This window comes from Roseibium sp. SCP14, assembly GCF_040329475.1.
Taxonomy (GTDB): domain Bacteria; phylum Pseudomonadota; class Alphaproteobacteria; order Rhizobiales; family Stappiaceae; genus Roseibium.
On the sequence record NZ_JBDZYH010000004.1, the window covers coordinates 215620 to 234475 of the forward strand.

Annotated in this window: 19 protein-coding genes and 1 pseudogene; 8 read left to right on the forward strand and 12 right to left on the reverse strand. The window is 55.4% G+C overall.

What is annotated here, in order from left to right:
• Positions 1–2 precede the first annotated feature (2 nt).
• A complete protein-coding gene (locus ABLQ08_RS17995; RefSeq protein WP_352944790.1) occupies positions 3–590 on the forward strand; it encodes a hypothetical protein in 588 nt (195 codons plus the stop codon).
• A gap of 168 nt (positions 591–758) precedes the next feature.
• On the opposite strand, the gene ABLQ08_RS18000 is transcribed toward ABLQ08_RS17995, so the two are convergent.
• Positions 759–1757 (reverse strand): AEC family transporter, encoded by a 999-nt coding sequence (locus ABLQ08_RS18000; protein WP_352944792.1) that lies wholly within the window; start codon positions 1755–1757, stop codon positions 759–761.
• Positions 1758–2324: 567 nt separating this feature from the next.
• On the opposite strand from ABLQ08_RS18000, the pseudogene ABLQ08_RS18005 reads away from it, so the two are divergent.
• Together ABLQ08_RS18005 and ABLQ08_RS18010 are read left to right on the forward strand one after the other, a co-directional pair.
• Positions 2325–2661: pseudogene (locus tag ABLQ08_RS18005) on the forward strand (transposase); the annotation flags it as partial.
• A 175-nt stretch (positions 2662–2836) separates the two neighbouring features.
• Positions 2837–3352: a hypothetical protein gene (locus ABLQ08_RS18010; protein ID WP_352944793.1), complete on the forward strand. Its 516-nt coding sequence runs from the start codon at positions 2837–2839 to the stop codon at positions 3350–3352.
• Between the two features lie 79 nt (positions 3353–3431).
• Here the strand turns inward: ABLQ08_RS18010 and ABLQ08_RS18015 are convergent, their stop codons facing one another.
• Positions 3432–4331 (reverse strand): LysR family transcriptional regulator, encoded by a 900-nt coding sequence (locus ABLQ08_RS18015; RefSeq protein ID WP_352944795.1) that lies wholly within the window; start codon positions 4329–4331, stop codon positions 3432–3434.
• Between the two features lie 106 nt (positions 4332–4437).
• Between ABLQ08_RS18015 and ABLQ08_RS18020 the strand changes: the two genes are divergently transcribed.
• Together ABLQ08_RS18020 and ABLQ08_RS18025 are read left to right on the forward strand one after the other, a co-directional pair.
• Positions 4438–4857 carry a DoxX family protein gene (locus ABLQ08_RS18020; protein WP_352944797.1) on the forward strand — a complete coding sequence of 140 codons (420 nt, stop codon included), beginning with the start codon at positions 4438–4440 and terminating at the stop codon, positions 4855–4857.
• 53 nt (positions 4858–4910) lie between these two features.
• Positions 4911–5879, forward strand: a complete 969-nt coding sequence (locus ABLQ08_RS18025) for a glutathione S-transferase family protein (RefSeq protein WP_352944799.1) — start codon at positions 4911–4913, stop codon at positions 5877–5879.
• Positions 5880–5900: 21 nt separating this feature from the next.
• Here ABLQ08_RS18025 and ABLQ08_RS18030 read toward each other — a convergent pair whose 3' ends face one another.
• The gene (locus tag ABLQ08_RS18030; RefSeq protein WP_352944801.1) at positions 5901–6791 is read right to left on the reverse strand and encodes an SMP-30/gluconolactonase/LRE family protein; all 891 of its coding nucleotides are present in this window, start codon (positions 6789–6791) and stop codon (positions 5901–5903) included.
• Between the two features lie 160 nt (positions 6792–6951).
• A complete protein-coding gene (locus ABLQ08_RS18035) occupies positions 6952–7422 on the reverse strand; it encodes an Lrp/AsnC family transcriptional regulator (protein ID WP_352944803.1) in 471 nt (156 codons plus the stop codon).
• Between the two features lie 182 nt (positions 7423–7604).
• On the opposite strand from ABLQ08_RS18035, the gene ald reads away from it, so the two are divergent.
• On the forward strand, positions 7605–8744 hold the full coding sequence (gene ald / locus ABLQ08_RS18040; protein WP_352944805.1) for an alanine dehydrogenase: 1140 nt from the start codon (positions 7605–7607) through the stop codon (positions 8742–8744).
• 103 nt (positions 8745–8847) lie between these two features.
• Here ald and ABLQ08_RS18045 read toward each other — a convergent pair whose 3' ends face one another.
• The 4 genes from ABLQ08_RS18045 to ABLQ08_RS18060 all read right to left on the reverse strand — a co-directional run bounded on the left by ABLQ08_RS18045 (position 8848) and on the right by ABLQ08_RS18060 (position 13660).
• On the reverse strand, positions 8848–9795 hold the full coding sequence (locus tag ABLQ08_RS18045; protein WP_352944807.1) for a hypothetical protein: 948 nt from the start codon (positions 9793–9795) through the stop codon (positions 8848–8850).
• Positions 9796–9823: 28 nt separating this feature from the next.
• Entirely contained in the window at positions 9824–11518 is a 1695-nt protein-coding gene (locus ABLQ08_RS18050; RefSeq protein ID WP_352944809.1) for an ABC transporter permease, read from the reverse strand.
• Positions 11515–12606 carry an ABC transporter ATP-binding protein gene (locus ABLQ08_RS18055; RefSeq protein WP_352944811.1) on the reverse strand — a complete coding sequence of 364 codons (1092 nt, stop codon included), beginning with the start codon at positions 12604–12606 and terminating at the stop codon, positions 11515–11517. Before ABLQ08_RS18055 ends, ABLQ08_RS18050 begins: the two co-directional genes overlap by 4 nt.
• Positions 12607–12670: 64 nt before the next feature.
• Positions 12671–13660, reverse strand: coding sequence for an extracellular solute-binding protein (locus tag ABLQ08_RS18060; RefSeq protein ID WP_352944813.1), 990 nt, complete (start codon positions 13658–13660; stop codon positions 12671–12673).
• Positions 13661–13792: 132 nt separating this feature from the next.
• Between ABLQ08_RS18060 and ABLQ08_RS18065 the strand changes: the two genes are divergently transcribed.
• The gene (locus ABLQ08_RS18065; protein ID WP_352944815.1) at positions 13793–14902 is read left to right on the forward strand and encodes an ROK family transcriptional regulator; all 1110 of its coding nucleotides are present in this window, start codon (positions 13793–13795) and stop codon (positions 14900–14902) included.
• An 18-nt stretch (positions 14903–14920) separates the two neighbouring features.
• On the opposite strand, the gene ABLQ08_RS18070 is transcribed toward ABLQ08_RS18065, so the two are convergent.
• From ABLQ08_RS18070 to pgi, 4 genes are all read right to left on the reverse strand, one after another.
• Complete coding sequence (locus ABLQ08_RS18070; RefSeq protein WP_352944817.1) at positions 14921–15193, reverse strand: hypothetical protein; 273 nt, start codon at positions 15191–15193, stop codon at positions 14921–14923.
• Positions 15194–15287: 94 nt separating this feature from the next.
• Positions 15288–15557, reverse strand: coding sequence for a lipoprotein (locus tag ABLQ08_RS18075; RefSeq protein WP_352944819.1), 270 nt, complete (start codon positions 15555–15557; stop codon positions 15288–15290).
• Between the two features lie 50 nt (positions 15558–15607).
• Positions 15608–15877 carry a glycine zipper domain-containing protein gene (locus tag ABLQ08_RS18080; protein ID WP_297581569.1) on the reverse strand — a complete coding sequence of 90 codons (270 nt, stop codon included), beginning with the start codon at positions 15875–15877 and terminating at the stop codon, positions 15608–15610.
• A gap of 276 nt (positions 15878–16153) precedes the next feature.
• Positions 16154–17776 carry a glucose-6-phosphate isomerase gene (pgi, locus tag ABLQ08_RS18085; RefSeq protein ID WP_352944821.1) on the reverse strand — a complete coding sequence of 541 codons (1623 nt, stop codon included), beginning with the start codon at positions 17774–17776 and terminating at the stop codon, positions 16154–16156.
• Between the two features lie 287 nt (positions 17777–18063).
• Between pgi and ABLQ08_RS18090 the strand changes: the two genes are divergently transcribed.
• Positions 18064–18669 carry a PilZ domain-containing protein gene (locus ABLQ08_RS18090; protein ID WP_352944823.1) on the forward strand — a complete coding sequence of 202 codons (606 nt, stop codon included), beginning with the start codon at positions 18064–18066 and terminating at the stop codon, positions 18667–18669.
• Positions 18670–18856: the final 187 nt, after the last annotated feature.

The following is an 18856-nucleotide window of genomic DNA, read 5'->3' on the forward strand; positions in this document are numbered from 1 at the left end:
TTATGCGTCGCAGTTTCTGGAATGCGCCTCTGGCGCTGATTTTAAGTCCATTTCTTGCCACATCCGCATTCGCCGGAGGCAAGGCTATTTCATGCTATCAACAGGCGACTGTTCCGGCCGTGTACAAGACGGTGCAACAGCAGGTTCTTGTGCAACCGGCCACATCCCGCGTCGTCAAGAAGCCGGCGGTCTACGGCTATCAGAAACGAAAGGTTCTGGTTCAGCCCGAGAGCGTTTCTTACCGGACAACGCCTGCGGTTTACCAGACACGGCAAAGCCGGGTTCAGGTGCAGCCTGCCAGCATCGGCTGGGAATACCGGATGATCAAAGGGGTGAAGACCCTCTGCAAGGTCAAGCATCCGGCGGTCTACAAGTCAGTGAGCCGGCAAGTCCTGGTTCAACCGGCTTCAAGGGTCGCCGTTCGGCAACCGGCTGTTTACAGCATGGTAAAGGAAAAGGTGATCGTGCAACCTGCAAGCAGCTACGTGGTGAAAAACCCGGCTGTCTACAAGACGATCAGCCGCAAGGTTCTTGTTCAGCCGGCGCACACGGTCTGGCAACCGGTAAAGATACGCGGCTGTAGACACTAGGTTGGGAACCCAAACAGAACATTGGATTCAAACAGCAAACCAGACTCGATATGAGTCTGATTTGGGAGGAGGTTTCAATGGCTGATTTGTTTTTGCTATCCGATGAGGCATGATGCGCGCTTGCCCTCGTCTCAATCGCAATTGCAGGGTGTTGAACGAGCCGCCAACCTAGATAATCAAATATCCCACCACGGGGATCGCTACGAGACTGAGGACAAATGTACCAATGAGCAACGTGGAGGCGACGGCCCCGTCACAGCCGTAGCGAGCCGCAATAACGGCAGCCAAAGCGCCCGAGGGCATTGCTGCTTCAATAATGAGAAGGCTTCGCTCAATCTCCGGCAGTCCGAGCGCCATCGCAATAGTGCCTGCAACGACAGGCTCCAAAACGAGCTTGAGCACGCCTACCAATACAATCAGCTTCGCCATTTGGCGGATGGCAATTGGGCGAAGCATCAAGCCGATCGTGAATGCAACCAAGAGCTTCAACGAGTCGCTTATAATTTCCAGAACGATGTTGAAGAGAACCACGGCCTTGTGACTTTCAGGAAAACCTGTGAGAGAAACCAGGATCCCGAGGATGAAGGCCAGGAAAATTGGCGACCTCACGAAGGTAAGGAACACGGACCTGATGTCCGCTCCCTCGTCGTTATCACTGCCGAAGTAACTGGCAATGGCAACACCGACGGTGAACAGCGGCAACACAACACCCAATTCACCCATTACGACAACCATGCTCATGATCTGGGCATTGTTGCCATACACATATTGAACCAGAGAGTATCCGAGTGTTGAACTGCTACCGACACCTGAGACCAGCACAAAGGAACCAAGTACTGGCTTTTCCAGTCGCATCCTGCGGCCGATGACCCATGCAGCCGCTGTTACGATGGCGATAGAGAGGAAGAAAACGAGCGCGACCAGCAGTTTCTCGCGGGTCAAGGGGTCGCGGCTGAGGTTTGTGAAAATCAAAGCTGGCAGCACGAAGTCGGTCACAAGCCTGGGAAATACCGCTTGTTCGCTCTTCAGAATAACACTGCGTTCGCGCAACCAGACGGCAGCTCCAATCAACGCCAACATCACGATAAAGGAATCGAGCAAGGTCTGAAAAGGCACTGAATCCTCCTCTGATCCTTGCCCGCAGACATTTAAACCGACGCACTTCAACTTGAGCTGCGCTCAAGCATCTGCCCTGATCAAATCTAACCGCGTGGTGCGCCAAGGTCCACCTGAACTGAAAGCGGCGTGATCCGAACCCCGGAGGCAAGATCGCAATTTACCGTTGCAGCGAAACAAGACGTTCCCAGTTTTGTCACAGGATCTTTGAAGGCTGACGAGACTGCGAGGTAACTTGTGACGGCCACCTACCGCATGAAAGCTGACCCGATAATACGCGCCTCGGTTATCTGCGGTGCGTGACTGGCCGACGGATGTAATCTTTGGCCGAAAGCCCAGCTTGGTTGCGCGCTGCTGTCGTCGGCTATTGCGTTTCGGGAAATCGTTGAAACAATCAGCATCACCTAACGTGTTGAAATCTTTGATTTCAGGCAGCGTCAGTTGTTTCAGGTTTTACCGAAAACGCTTTAGGTCCGACCAGCGTCGGCAACAGGAGGAATCGGCCGACCCCTGAGCGCCAGTTTTCAGGGCCAGACCTTAGGTTGGGAACCCAAACAGAACATTGGATTCAAACAGCAAACCAGACTCGATATGAGTCTGATTTGTGGGGAGGTTTCAATGGCTGACTTGTTCTGGCCATCCGATGAGGCATGGTGCGCGCTTGAACTTCACTTGCCCCGTGGCAAGCTTGGCAAACCGCGGGTGGATGACAGAACGATCATCTCCGGTATTCTTGAAGGTTGGTTGCCGTTGGCGTGATGTTCCAGAGGCTTACGGTCCCCCCAACGACGATCTGCAATCGTTATCACCGCTGGACACAATGAGCGATTTGGCAATAGATCGTCGAAAAGATAGCGGCGAGTGGCCGGTTCCTGATGAATTGTCCATCGATTCCAGCCATGTGAAGGTGCATCGCTCCGCCGAAAGCTCAAAAATTGGAGACGGATCGCAACTCGATTTGATCGGCTCGCCACAAACTACTTCGCCGCGCTTGCCTCGTCTCAATCGTAATTGCATGGTGTTGAATGAGATCCCGACCTAGGCGATGGACAGCGCAATCCGGGCCGCGCGCTAACGCTACCACGCAGGTGTCGGTTCAAGGTTTCGTGGGCCAATGAGAGAGGGTGGACATGAACAGAATTCTTGCTGCCGGTGTCGGTGTGGCGTTATGTGCTGCGCCGGTCTCTGCTGAAGAGCCATTTTCCTGGACCGGCAGCTATGACGGTTTTGTTGTCTGTGACCACGTGAAGAACGGTGTACCCTCAACGTTTGGCCGGGCGCTGGAACTTCACTTCGTGCAGGAAGGTGATGTCCTTCACATCGCAACGGGTATCGATGATCCAACCATTGGTACCGGCACATCCCTGTATCATGGGCTGGTTATGTCCAGTCCGGACGGTGACTTCACGAGCGGTTTCATCGAGTCCTGCAAATCGCGTTTTCCTTACAAGGAATTGATCCGCATCTTCCCTGCCGGAACGCAGACAGGGAAATTCGGCTTTTCCGCCAGTACCGTTTTTGTTAGCGACAGTTTGCCGGGATCGGAAGGCGCGTTGGTGGTCGAAAGCTGTAGGTGGTCAGCCACCCGAATTTCGACTGAAGAGCCGAAAATTCAACGATGTGATACGCCGCCTTCGGCCAGATAGGTGAGGCAGTGTTCAATTTCCCGTGGTTTTCCTCCGTGAGGAACTAACGGCAGAAGTCGATGCATGATGTGCCTTTGTGTCACCATCCATCACTTACCCTCGCCATCTCAACTGCCAGGAAGTCGACGAACGCTCTGACCTTCGGTGTCAGATTGCGTTTTGAATTGAACACGGCATGGACACCAATCTCGAAGGCGTTGAACTCGGTCAGCACAGGCACCAGTGCACCTGAGCTTATTTCCTCATGAACCGTGTAGCCCGGACAAAGAGCAAGACCCGCATCAGCCAGAACGAATTCCCTCACGGCTCTTGCGCTGTTGACCGAAAGCGCACCGTTGATGAGAACTGAGAATTTTTGCCCGTTCTCATGAAACGGCCAGGATGTGCCGCTCTTGAAATTGGTGTCGACAATGCACTGGTGACTTGTCAGATCTCTGGGATGCTCCGGGATGCTGCTACGTGCAAGGTAATCCGGTGTTGCACAGATATGAACTGCGGTAGGAGCCAGCTTTCGCGCGATCAGGGAAGAGCTCGGCAAATCCGCAATGCGAACGGCAACGTCAAACCCCTCTTCGACAAGGTCCACGTGACGATCGGTCAAGCTCAGATCAACGGAGACCTCCGGATATCGCCGTCTGAATTCAGGCATGCATGGCGCCAGGTACATTTCTCCGAATGTCGTCGGGGCGGTGACGGAAAGCCGTCCGCGCGGCGTGGCCACCTGGTTTTGCATAAGGCCTTCCAACTCTTCCAGATCGTCAAGAAGCTGCACGCACCTGTCATGATAGATCCTGCCCGATTCCGTCAAACTCACACTTCGCGTCGTGCGATGAAGCAACCGGGTTCCCAGGTGGTTTTCCAGAGCCTGGACTTTCTTGCTTGCAAGGGTCTTGGACGTGTCCAGCCGTTCGCCCGCCTTTGTGAAAGATCCGGTTTCGACAACCGCCGCGAAGGCCTTCATGCAATCAACGAGATTCATACTGTCCCCAAAATGGATACAAACTGTAGAATTTTGATTAATTTATATAGTTTTTGTCGTCAATTATCTCTGCAGGACAACTCGAACTTGATCCAGGGAGAATGACATGATCGATTCAAAGACTGCCCCTTACGCAGCCCTTCTTCTGCGTGTGTCCCTTGGAGCGCTTTTCCTGGCGCATGCGAGCCTGAAGCTGTTCGTTTTCACACCGGCGGGCACAGTCGGGTTTTTCCAGTCGCTTGGGCTGCCGGGGACGCTTGCCTATGTCACAATTGCACTGGAAGTGATCGGGGCCCTGTTGTTGATCTCGGGGCTGTTTGTCCGCCTTGTCAGTCTTGCTCTCATTCCCATCCTTCTGGGCGCCATCGCCTTCGTTCACGGTCAAAACGGCTGGCTGTTTTCCAATGAGAATGGCGGCTGGGAATTTCCCGCATTCTGGGCAATGGCTCTGTTGGTGCAGGCATTGCTGGGAAGCAGGACAGGTGGGCTCCTTCCGAGGTTCAACAAGCATGGTCTGGGGCGCTAGTGCGCCGGTACCGTTGACTTCGAGACACATTATCAGATTACGAGGGCAATGAGATGCTGCAGAACGGCAAGTGGAGTGGCGAATGGCACCCCTATCAGAAAAGCGATAATACCGGCCGCTTTGTAAGGCAGGTCTCCAGCTTCCGAAACTGGATCACCCCTGATGGCAGCTCAGGGCCGGAAGGACAGGAGGCCTTGAAGGCGGAAGCCGGGCGTTTCCACCTTTACGTCAACTACATCTGCCCGTGGGCGGGGCGAACGCTGATTGCCCACAAACTCAAGAAACTCGATGAGATCGTTTCCGTATCCGTCCTGGAGCCGATCATGAGCGGGGAGGGCTGGCGGTTTGGAGATTTCCCCGGCTGCACAGGCGCAGATCCGGAAATAGGTGCATCCTACATGCATCAGATCTACACGGCAGCTGACCCTGTCTTCACAGGACGCGCATCCGTTCCGGTACTTTGGGACTGCGACCGGCAAACCATCGTCAACAACGAGTCTGCCGATATTCTCCGGATCTTCGACACGGCCTTTGAAGCGATAACCGGAGAAGCTCCAAGCCTCAGACCAAGTTCAAAGGATGCGGAAATCCAGGGACTGAATCAGTCGCTTTACGATCGGCTCAACAATGGTGTCTACCGGGCGGGTTTTGCCCAGAGCCAGAAAGCGTATGACGAAGCGGTTGAAGATGTGTTCGCCATGCTCGACGAATTGGAAGACAGGCTTTCTGATGGCAGATCTTTTCTGACCGGCGACAGCATCGTTGAAAGCGACATTCGCCTGTTTGTCACGCTTGTGCGTTTCGATCCGGCCTACGAGGGCCTCTTCAAATGCAATCTGAAAACGATCCGCGAATACCCGATGCTGAGTTCGTATCTGAAACGGTTGTTCCAGATGCCCGCCTTCGCGGATGTGACCCGGATCGATCACATCAAGGCCGGATACTATTCGGTCAAGGCACTCAACCCTTCGGGGATCGTGCCTGCCGGACCCGACCTGTCCTATCTTCAGGAAGCAGACTAGAGAGTCAGATCGCTCGAAGTGTCAGCGGTCTGAAGTCCTGAAACGGTTGCTCTTCAAACCTGTCTGACCGTGACCTTTCACAAGGAACAGGCCGCCGGACAGCGTATCCGGTTCAATGGCTGTCGGATCGGTCGGCTGCTTGATGCTGGTCACGATCAGGTGGTCGAGATCCGGACCGCAGAAGCACGGCATGGTGGGTTTGTCGACCGGCATCTTGATCGCATGCAGCAGGTTGCCGTCCGGCGCGAAGCAGTTCAGCAAGCCTGCGGAAACACCAGCGCTCCAGTAATTCCCGTTGGCGTCCACAGTGGCGCCGTCGGGACGGCCTGTCTCATTGGTCTGCTGGGCAAACAGCATTTTTGAACCAAGGGCACCTGTGGAGGGATCAAATGCGTAGCCTTCGATCCAGCCCGGGGAGGAGTCGGAGTGATACATGAAGGTACCGTCCGCAGACCAGGCAAGACCGTTGGAACATTGCAGTTCGTCACGAATTTCCTCAACACGGCCTTTTGCATCCACCCGGTAGAGACCCGCAACGGGTTCGCGAGGGGAATTGGTGTCCATGGTGCCGACCCAGAAAGCACCGTCCGGTCCGACTTTGCCGTCGTTCAGGCGCGTGCTTGGAACATCAGTTTGGACGTCCGCCAGAACCTCACTGATTTCACTTTTAGGATCGAACAGCAGGATCTTGTCCCAGACGCCGACGATCAACCGGTCGTCGTCAGTCAGGCCGAAGGAGCCGACTTCATTGTCGAAGTGAAAGGTCTTGATGTCCCGGGTTTCCCAATCCATTGACTGGATGGAACGGCCCTGGATGTCCGTCCAAAGCAGGCGGTTGTGTCTGTCATCCCAGGTCGGGCATTCCGCGAGTTGGTAGGTTGTGTCGAGAAAACGGGTTATCGTGTGGGACACCGTGGCGGGTTCCTTGAAAGGCCAATTAAGCGAATGGAAGCGGACTATAGCGGTCGGGGCATTCGCCGTCGAGAGTGCACATTGCCGACGATAAAACTTTGGCTTTCAATCGCTCGCGCCGAAAGGAAGCCAGGCACCCGACTTCGAATTTCACCGGGTTTCAATGATCTCCATCCAGTGGAATGGCCGTTCTTTTCACGATCGGCCGGATCGCAAAAGAGGACTTCATGCGCAGGACACCCGGCAGCTGCGCAAGGTGGTCTCTGTGAATGCGCTCGAAATCGACGGGATCTTCTGCCGTCAATCGCAGGATATAGTCGGCATCTCCAGCCATGAGAAAGCACTCCATGATTTCCTCGGAGCGAGCGACGGCCCGTTCAAAGTTTTCCAGGGTTTCCTTGGACTGGCCTGTGAGAGAGATTTCGACAAACACATCCATGCGTCTGCCGAGTTTGCGCTGATCCAGCAAGGCCACATAGTTTTCGATGATGCCGGCTTCTTCCAGCGCGCGCACACGGCGCAGGCATGCGGAGGCCGATAGCCCGACCACTTCGGCGAGATCCGCATTGGCAATCCGGCCGTCCTTTTGCAGGACGTCGAGGATTTTACGATCCAGTCGATCCAGTTTCATTTTTGCTGCACCGCATATATTGCAGGTTTGTAATGTTGTGTTCGCAGTATATTCGAAAAATTCCAGATTTCACGCAACAAGATTGTTTTGGGTGTGGTTTTGCAACGACGGAACGCAAGCACATTCGACAAAATGAGGCGTACAATTAAGTCAACCTAATCGCTTCTGGAGGAGTAGTCGTTATGCGCATTGGTGTGCCGAAGGAAATCAAGAACCACGAGTACCGGGTCGGACTGACACCGGACAGTGTTCACGAGATGATCGCCCACGGACATGAAGTGGTTGTCGAGACGAATGCAGGTGTTGGCATTGGTGCCAGCGATGCGGACTATGAAGCAGCCGGGGCAAAGATCCTGCCGACTGCAAAAGACGTCTTCGACGCAGCCCAGATGATCGTGAAAGTGAAGGAGCCACAGGCTGTCGAACGCGCGATGCTGCGTCCGGATCATATCCTGTTCACGTATCTTCACCTGGCTCCGGATGCAGAGCAGACCGCCGACCTGGTGAAGTCCGGCGCGACCTGCATTGCCTACGAAACTGTTGTTGATGACAAGGGCGGTCTTCCGCTTCTGGTACCGATGTCCCAGGTTGCCGGTCGTTTGTCCGTTATTGCCGGTGCCAAGGCTCTGGAAAAAGCACATGGCGGTTCCGGTACCCTGGTCGGCGGCGTTCCGGGTGTGGAACCTGCAAAGGTTGTCGTCATCGGCGGCGGCGTTGTCGGTTCGCACGCCATCACCATGGCAATCGGTCTTGGTGCCGATGTTACTGTTCTGGACCGCAACACGGCGGTTCTCGGCCAACTGTCCCAGGCATTCGGCCCGGCGCTGAAGACCGTTTACTCGACAAAGTCTGCTTTGGAAAAACATGTCCTTGAAGCAGACATGGTCGTTGGTGCCGTGCTTGTTGCCGGCGCTGCAGCTCCGAAACTCGTTTCCGCGGACCTCGTGAGCCGGATGAAGCCGGGTTCCGTACTGGTGGACGTTGCAATCGATCAGGGTGGCTGCTTTGAAACCTCCAAGGCAACAACGCACTCCGACCCGACTTACATTGTCGATGAGGTCGTACACTACTGCGTTGCCAACATGCCGGGCGCCGTGCCGAAGACATCCACCTATGCGCTAAACAACGCAACCTTGCCGTTCGCGCTGTCTCTTGCCAACAAAGGCGCCAAGAAGGCCCTTCTGGACGACGCAAACTTCCTGCCGGGCCTGAACGTGATCAGTGGGCAGGTAACCTGTGAAGCCGTTGCTGAAGCCCTTGGCTATGACTATGTCGATCCGGCGACTGCTCTGGAACAGGCAGACGCCAGCCAGGCGGCCTGACAAGGACCATATCTGCGGTGAGCAACGACACTCACTGCAGACTGAAGCATCAAAGCCAGCCTTCGGGCTGGCTTTTTTGTATCTTTGGCAGGTTCATGTTCGATCAGGAGTTTCTGACAACGATCACGGAGCGATCATCGGCGAATTCCTTCGAGGTAGACCCTTTGACACTCGGAAAGCTTTTGGTCTTGTGAAAATCGATTGCCTCGGAAGCGTCGAACGCCTTTTCCCAGGCCGACACTGAAACTCCTTCAGGGATATCGAAATAGCCGTCCGTAAAGAACTCCAGGGTTTCGACCTCTGCAATTGGTTTGCTCACGTCGATGACATCGTCCATCAAGATGGGATCGCAGTTCAGCGAGGAGTATCCCAAAGGATGGTCCGGCCGATTGGCGTACATGTATTGGCATCTTATGCCAGTGCGCAAAAAGGCCTCGGTCTGCTGCGGGGCTACGATGTCGGCGTATCTTTCTGAAACAAGGGAGCAAATCTGGGTCGCGTCGGTTTCGGTGAGAACGCTCTCGCTCACGCCACAATCCAAGCCCTGAAACGATATTCTACGCGTTTGAGCCTCGACTTCGTCGGCGGAATTTCCGCTGCTCTTCAGCAAGTTGAAAACCTCGATCCGTGCAGTCGTTGAAAGGTCGTCGACAGGCTTCAGACGCCTGTAGATCTGATCGCCGTTCATGCGAATACCGCTGTCACCAACAACAAGAAGCCGAACGGTTTCAGCGCCAAAAAATGCCACTGCCATGGTAGTTGATGCTCTGAACGAATTGCCGAGCAGTTTCTCTGTACGGCAAATTCTCTCTCTGATTGCCGAGAAAACCTCAGCGGCGGGAATGTCCGTCATGGTTCTGGTGGCTGCAAATTCACCCAAAACGGATGCGGCTGCGCGGGAGGCAGCTTGCCCTGGTGAAATCCCGGAGCCGGTTGCACCGCTTGAAGCTCCATCGAACACTCCGCAGATACCCGGCAAAATCAAGAGACTGTCGTCTCCGGCCTGACGACCGGTTCTGTCTCTGGAATAGGTGAGTGAGGATATCTGCATTGGTACGCCGGTACTGAGTTGAAGTTGACTAGACAAAAGACGATTCCCGATCGTCCGCGAGCAGGAAGACCGCATAGACACAAAGTCCGGAGCAAACGAGAAGGATCGTGGACAAAGCCGCGGCCAACCCGAATTCGCCGTCCAGCACGGAGATGTAGATCTTTACCGGCATGGTCACAGTCTTGGAGTTGTAGAGGATCAGGGTGGACGAGAGCTCGTTGATCGCGGTGATAAAACTCATCAAGGAGCCGACGATCAATCCCGGCAGGATGAGGGGCACAGTTACAGAGAGGAACGCCCGCAGGGGAGAGGCCCCCAGGTTGATGGCCGCTTCCTCCAGAGACGGTTTGATTTGCCGAAGGTTTGTCGTCGTTGAACGGACACCATAGGGCAACCGCCGGATGAACAGGATCATGACGATGATCAGGCCCGTGCCGGTCAGATCGTACCAGCCGGAACGGAATGTCGTAACGAAACCGATTGCCATGACGACACCAGGTACGAGATAAGGAACCATCATCAGGACGTCGATTGCGCCGGAAACCGCATTTTCCCGCCGGACAATAAGATAAGAAATCAATCCGGAGAAAATGGCGATCACGGCAACGGCGGTCAGGGAGAACCTGAAGCTGTTATAGATCGCTTCGGGAGCATCCAGCAAAACCCTCTTGTAGCTGGAAAGGCCGTATTCGCCGGTGAAGACCGGTCCGTTGGTCTCCAGAAACGACGTGTAGATGACCACGAATGTCGGCAGCATCGCGATGATGACAACGCCATAGCAGAAGGTGTGAACCCCCAGATTGCGCAGGCCGGTCAGCTGATGAATGACGGGTCGGTTCGTCAGTGCAGACGCATAGCGCCGCTTTGCAAGGAAACGGCGTTGAACGAAAAGAGCCAGAATGGAGATTGCCATCATGACCAGCGAGACCGTGACGGCCATCGTGGGCTTGCCGCCTAGTTCGGACGTATAGGCGGAGTATGCGATTGTCGACAGAGTGCGGAAGCCCCGGCCGAGGATTGCGGGCGTGCCAAAATCGGCAATCGACAGAACGAAGCAGATGATCGCACCCGTGCTGACCGCAGGAAATACCAGGGGAAGTGTCACGTAGAAGAACCGTTGCAGAGCATTGCAGCCGAGGTTTTCAGCAGCATCCTCAAACGACTTGTTGACCGACCCGAGCGCGGTCTTTGTCATCAGGAACACAAAGGGGAAGAATTTGAGCGTAAAGACCAGGATGATCCCGTGTGCGCCATAGATGGTGGGCAGATTGAGACCAAATCCCTTGAAGAAGTTTGTCACGAAGCCGTTGGCACCGAGCATCATGATCCAGGCGTAAGCCCCGATAAATGGAGGCGCGACCAGCACGAGGATTGCGAGCGTCGATATCAGCGCCTTGCCGCGGATCCGGAACCTGGCAGTGAAGAAGGCGAGGGGAACGCCGATCAGACAGGCGCCGAGCGTGCCCAAAAGGCCCACGGTAAGCGTGTTTCTCAAACCCTTCACATAGTAGTTCCGGGTGAAAACCTCCACGTAGTTCGCAAGCGTAAAGGCGCCCGTGTCCTCATCGATGAAACTGACGAGAAACACGCTGGCAATCGGCAAAATCAGGAGAACAACCAGCACCGTAACGACGAGAAGCGTCATCACGGTCCAGAAATCGAAACGTATCGGACTGAAAACGGAAAGAGGTTTCAGGGGCGGATTTGAGGAGGTGATCGTCATGACAACCTCCTGCCCGTTTCTCCGTTTTCAAACAGGATGGCCTGATCGCGGCTGAATGCGAAGGTGACCGGATCACCTTCCGAAAGGCCAAGGAGATCGGATGTCGGCCGCAAGATGGCGCGCACATCGTCACCAAGCTCAGTCTTGCCGTGCACTTCAAGTTCACGTCCTATGAAGCTGATTTGACGAATGTTTCCGTCAAAGGTGAGCATGTCGTCGCCGACGGCATCGCCATTCAGGGAGACATTCACCGCTTCGGGACGAACAGAGACCGCAATATCGGTGTCGGACGCGCTGTCGGCGATTGACCGAACCTTGAGACCGGATGTGGTCAGGATCGCATCGCCCGCGGGATCGATGCTTCCGGCGAGGAAATTGTTCGCACCCACAAAGTTGGCGACAAAACGGTTTGCCGGATTGCGATAGATCTCAAAAGGCGAGGCTGCCTGTTGAATGATGCCGCCATACATGACGCAGACAACGTCAGACATGGCGAGAGCCTCTTCCTGATCATGGGTTACATAGATCGTCGTCATGCCCATGTCTTTTTGAATGCGGCGCAATTCTCCCCTGAGGTCCACGCGAAGTTTGGCGTCAAGATTTGAAAGGGGTTCATCCATCAGGAGAACGGTAGGGTCCACCGCAATGGCTCTGGCCAGACCGACACGTTGCTGCTGCCCGCCGCTCAACTCGTGAGGCATCCGGTGCGCGAACTCTTCCAGTTGCACGATCCTGAGGGCCTCGACCACCTTCGGCTTGATTTGCGAAGACGGAAACTTCTTCCGCTTGAGGCCGAACGCGACGTTGTCGCTGACGCTCAGATGGGGGAAGACCGCATAGTCCTGGAACACCATTCCCACGCCACGCTTGTGCGCTGGCGTATTCTGTATTTCCCGGCCGTTGATCAGGATTGTACCGGAGTCCTGAAAGTGAAATCCGGCAATTGTCCGCAACAGCGTGGTCTTTCCGCAGCCACTTGGGCCGAGCAACGTAAAAAACGCTCCCGATTCAATCTGAATATCGATGTCCGACAGAGCCAGGACCGGTCCGTAAGATTTTCTGATATTGACGATATCAACGGATGCCATTTCCGTTACCCCTCCCAAATTGGCTGTCGGTTGAACGGCCGGGAAACCCGGCCGTATCGCTTGCTTACTGATGGTCGAGAACTGCTTCACCCCAGGCTTCCACCAGGCGTTTGCGCTCTTTGGCCGCCCACTGGAAGTCGTAGTCGACAGCATTGATATCGCTTAGCGGAACAAGGCTCTCATTGGAGGCAACGTCAGTGCGAACCGGACGGCGGCCCTGATCGGCAACGACCTTCTGCGCTTCAGCCGACAGGATAAAATCTATGAATTCCTTGCCGGCGTCAGCATTCGGAGCGCCCGCAACCAGTGCAATAGCATCAGGTGAAATGGCTGTTCCTTCCGCCGGGTAGACGATCTCGACGGGGCCTCCGCCTTCCTTGTAGCGCAGGGCGGCGTCCTCCAGCGTAATTCCGATCGGCAGTTCGCCATCATTTACAAACCGCGGTACCGCGCCTGAGCTGTCGGACAGGACGAAGTTTGAAAGCATGCCGTTATAGACATCCCATCCCGCTTTCTCGTCACCGAAGGCCTGCAGAACCGTGGCGAACTGAATATAGGCCGAGCCGGATTTGTCCGCGCGTGCCGATGATACCAGGTCGTCATATTCCGGTTTGGCCAGATCCGCCCAGCTTGACGGCACGGGCGTATCGCCCAAAGCGTCCTTGTTCACGGCGAATGCCATGACAACGGCGGTGAAGGGTGACCAGAGCTCGCTCTTCACCAAAGACGGATTGACGGACGCCTGTTCCGGCGACTCATAGGCCGTAAATAGATCCGGGTTGAAGTCCACCACAGTGCCGTCGACGCTCCAAAGCACATCGGCGATAGGGGAGGCGGACTCTGCAGTCAGGCGGTTCAGGAGTTCTCCGGAGCCAGCCTTGATGATCTCTACCTTGGTGCCGGATGCCTCCTCAAACATTGGCACAAGTTCATCGACAAAATTCTGGGGTGCTGCCGTATAGACAGTAACCGTGCCCTCGGCGAAGGCCAACGTGGCCGACAGCGATGCGGTCAGGGCAACACTGAGTTTCAGCAAAGTTTTTTTCGGGTTCATCTGTTCCTCCCTCACAAGGTCGTGCCCGGCGGAGACGCTGGGCAATTATTAAATTGCGCTGCGCAAATTAAAAAATCAAGGTTTATTTGCGCGGCGCAATTTATTAGGGTGCGAGCAGATCAGGAGCTTGAATTGAACACACTGCAGAAGCCGAGTGCGCGGCGCCTTATCCAGCTGCTTCGTTCCCAAGGGCCGGTTTCCCGATTGAAGTTGGCGGATCTTCTGGATGTGCAGCCATCGACCGTGACCCGGATCGTCAATCAGCTTATGGATGATGGCCTTGTGGTCGAAGAGGTCGATCCCAACCGTGCCGGCCGTCGTGGCTATCCGTCCAAATTGCTTCAACTGCGCCCGATGGGGTTGTTGTCCGTTGGCGTGTTTATTGATCCGGAGAGGTACTACACCTGTATCGTCAACGCGTTGGGCGAGGTTGTGTCGGAAGAAACATCAGCGATTACGGACCGAGGGTTCTCGCAGCTGATGGAGTGGATCGGTGCATCAGTAGACCGCCAAATCAGAGAACTCGGACTGCAGTCCGACCGTTTCATCGGGTGCGGAATTAGCTATCCGGGACAGCATACCAGCAAGCCCGGTATCGTTCGGCAGACACAATACTTCTCCGAATGGCCTGAGATCGACGCCGGCAAGGATTTTGCGCCGTATTTTGATATGCCGGTTCACCAGTTGAATGACGCAAAGTGTGCCTGTCTTGCCGAGCTTCTGTTTGGAAGCTGCCGTACAATCCGCAATTTCAGCTACGTCTGGCTGTCGCACGGTATCGGCGGAGCAGCAGTGATTGATCAATCGCTTTACCTCGGAAAGAGTGCATCAGCTGCGGAGTTCGGGGGGCTGTTTCCCAAGTCCAAGCCACGCCCCTCTGGCTCGGACCTGCTTGCGACCATGAAAGCGGCGGGACTTGGCGCCGATCATCTTGAACAGATCTGTGAAGACGATCTTCAGCACAAGTGTGTCCTGAACTGGATAGATCGGGTTGAAGAACAGCTCAGGTGGTTGAGCCTCATCATTACCCGGACAATGTCACCAGATGCGATTGTGCTGGGTGGCCGGTTGCCGGATGCGGTTTTTGCAGAGTTGATCGAGAGGCTGTCCGCGACCAGGTCTCTCGGAGAGGATCATTTCGGCCCGCACCCGACATTCATTCGCGCCGAAGCGGACAAGAAACCTCATTTGGGTGCGGCGGCATTACCGCTTTACCTGACGACCAATCCGAACGTTGGCTAAAGGGGCGGGATTGAGGCCTTACGGGCAGCGGACTTTGTAAGGGGTGCCGTATTCGTCGTGGGCAATGCAATTACGGGGAGTGGTCACCACGCCAACGAGTCCGCCGCCGATTGCGCCAAGCGCAGCACCTGCAATTGACGCGTTCACGGTTGAGCCTGCGACCGCTCCGATCGTAGCACCCGTCGCAGCGCCAAGACCTGCTCCGATCAGCATTCTGTCACGCTGGCTTTCGGTATTGGCGCAGCCGGCGAGAAACAGGCCAAGAGCTGCTGCTGCAAGGATGGGTTTCATCCGGAATTCCTTGGCGAAAGTGAATCTTCCGCCAAGGTTGGGGATCTATGGTTAACAGAACCTTACCGGGGCAAGGTTATCCAAGATCAAGATGTTACGGGCAGGCGACCCGGTAAGGGTTGCCGTAACGGTCATAGGCAACGCAATTCTTCGGTGTGGTGGCCGCGCCGACCAACGCACCACCGGCTGCACCAATGGCCGCGCCGGCAAGGGCAGGGCCGGCACCGTTACCGGCCGCGGCACCGATAATCGCACCAGTTGCAGCACCAAGGCCACCGCCGACGAGTGCACGGTCAGTCTGGCTGTCAGATTGGCAGCCAGCCAGAAAAGCAGCTGCAGCGGCAAGCAAAAGAATTTTTTTCATCATTTCCTTCCAAGCGGTCTCAGTGCCGAGCCTACGCGGTCAGATTTGCGTTACGGGCAAGCGACCCGGTACGGGTTGCCGTATCTGTCATAGGCAACACAGTTTTTCGGAGTGGTCGCTCCGCCAACGATCGCACCACCGGCACCGCCGATCGCCGCGCCGACCAGTGCGCCGCCAACATCACCAGTCGCTGCAGCACCGATTGCCGCACCGGTGGCTGCACCCAGGCCGCCGCCGACAAGGGCGCGGTCACGCTGGCTGTCAGACTGGCAACCCGCCAGAGCAATGCCAACAGCTGCAAGCAATACAAACTTCTTCATCAAAGCTATCTCCCTTCCGGGCCGTTTGAGACGGCGCGTTAAAATAAAGCGACCCAGAATCCGTTAAAAGGATTCTTGGACATTGAAAATCTCACCGAAGGTAAGCCGGATTGCGTTTTGGGGCAATCTCTCATTGTCGCAACCATCCGGTGTCGACCAAGAAACCTGTCCAGAGTTCTTCAACGATGTGAAACAGATAGCGGCCTGTAGGGCAGAAATATGGCGGAGGCGTCGAGTTTGACAAGGTTCCTGCCAGTGTTGCTTCCAGAGCGGGTGTCAACCGGTCAGCGCAACCAGCAAACCCTTGGTCGAAGCGTCCTTGCCGTCCGCCGATGCCTCACCCTTGACCATCGGCAGCAGAGCTGTCGCCAGCTCCTTGCCAAGCTCAACGCCCCATTGGTCAAATGAGTTGATTCCCCAGACGACGCCTTCCACGAAAACGCGGTGTTCATAAAGCGCGATCAACCGACCGAGGGAGTACGGTGTCAGTTGGTCATAGGCGAGTGTCAGGGAAGGGCGATTGCCGGGGAAAACTTTATGAGGGGCCAAGCGTTCGACGTCGGCTTCGTCCAATCCGGAGGCTGCCAGAAGTGCTTTTGCTTCTTCAAGCGTCCTGCCAAGCATCAAGGCTTCGGATTGCGCAAGGCAGTTGGCGATCAGGAGATCATGGTGATTCTTGAGGTCTTCCTCATGGCCTTCAGCCGCGATCAGAAACTCACATGGGATCACTGTCGTGCCCTGGTGCAGCAGCTGGTAGAAGGCGTGCTGGCCATTGGTGCCCGGTTCGCCCCAGACGAGCGGGCCGGTCTCCTGATCAACCGGGCTGCCGTCGAGTGTGACGCACTTGCCGTTTGATTCCATGTCGAGCTGCTGCAGATAGGCGGGTAGCCGGGCGAGACGCTGGTCATAAGGAAGCACGGCGCGAGCCGAGAAGCCCAGAACATCACGATTCCAGACACCGATCAGCGCCATCAGCACCGGCAGGTTTTCCTGTAAGGGGGCAATCCTGAAATGGTTGTCGAGCGCGTGCGCTCCCTCCAGGAAATCGTTGAATGCATCGGGGCCGATTGCGATCATCAGGGGAAGGCCGATTGCCGACCAGATCGAATAGCGACCTCCAACCCAGTCCCAGAAACCGAAGACACGGCTCTCATCGATGCCAAAGGCCGCGACCTTGTCGAGCGCGGTGGAAACAGCAGCGAAATGGTCTCCAACAGCCTCTTCTCCCAATGCGTCGGCGATCCACTTACGGGCCGTCTGCGCGTTGGTCATCGTTTCAATGGTGGTGAAGGTTTTGGAGGCGACGATGAACAGGGTGCTCTCGGGATCGAGCTTTTCCAGCGTGTCGGCAATATGGGCGCCGTCGACATTGGAAACGTAATGGAGTTCGGGGCCGTCATGATAAGGAGCAAGCGCCAGCGTGGTCATTACCGGGCCAAGATCCGAACCGCCGATGCCGATGTTGACGACATCGGTAAAAGGCACTCCGGTCGATGAAGTCAATTCACCGGACCGGACCGCTTCGGAAAAATCGGCCATGGCATCGAGCACTGCCAGCACATCCGGCATGACATCCTCGCCGTCGACAAAGACCGGTTCCCCAGATCTGTTCCTCAGGGCTGTGTGCAAGACCGCACGCTTTTCGGTGGCGTTTATCTTTTCTCCGGTAAACATCGCTTCACGTCTGCCTTCAACATCCGCAGCCTTGGCCAGTGCGACCAGAAGATCGAGTGTCTCTGTATCGATCCTGGACTTCGAATAGTCGAGCAGAAGATCGTCTGTGCGTGCCGTAAATCTGTCGAACCGGTTCGGATCGGTTGCAAACAGGTCGCGGAGCGTGGTGGAATTCAACTGCTCGGCCTTCTGGCTGAGAGAAACAAAGGCTGCTTCGAGAGCCATGAAGTGTCCCCTTAAATCGATTTAAGTTACCAGTTTCCGCCCCTTTGGACGCGGGTCTCAGATAGCACAGCAAAATTGCAAGTGGGAGAAAAATCTGATTGCGGGATGTCTTTGAAGTCTTGGAGCCTTTCGGTCGGTTGGGATCATATCGAGGAATAGTTGCAGATCAGCAGATTAGTTGAGGAGAAATTAGGAGTTTCGTGAGAAAATGCATAAAAATACGGCATTTCGAATGGAATTCGCCAATTTATTGGGCAGGCAAAAAATTGCTTTAAGTGAGCTTGGTCATGGGCACGGAAGACACAACACACGAATTTTCGCATCTTCAGGATCAACCGGATGCCAAAGAAGATGTTCTGGTAATTGATTTCGACAATCTGTCCGCCATCAACGCCGTTCTTTCAAACGTCAGTGAATGGGGCTGCTGTTTGACCTCGGACGACATCAAGTCGCTCTACAAAACAGTCGGAATCAAGGGACGAGACGCCAACAAGCTCGTCAAGGGTCAGGTCACTTCGGTAAAGGGCAACGACGCTGCTGTCGTTTTTGCCAAGAATGAGAAGACCGTCGCCGACAAGCGCCGGGAAAAACGCAACAGCGTCAACATCCCGGTCAAGATTGCGGATTTGGAAGGCATTACCGAGATCAGCGGAACGATTGTCGATGCTGCCAATAACGGATGCAGGGTCAAGGCTCAGGGCCTGACCGCGCTTCCGGAGGAAGTGTTGCTGACGATGAAGAAGTTTTCCAGGCCGGTCGTCGCCGAATTTGCCTGGCGCAACGAAACTTCTGCCGGAATGCGACTTCTCTGGAACAGGACCCTGGAGGAAGGATCCGATGACGATGACGGCGATGCCGCCGATCAGGTTGATCTGGAAGTTGAAGGCATCTGACACCTGGTTCGCTTCCTCGCGCGATAAATGCCAGAAATTCTTGGCTTGCGACCAAGTAAAGACGCTCGGTCGCTTCAAGTCGCTGTCATCGAATTAAACCATAGAAGCAAAAGAGGCTTGATCTGCGAGCCGGTCGGACTCATGCTTTGTCTTTGGAAATGAAAGCGACAAAGCCTGCGATAGCCCT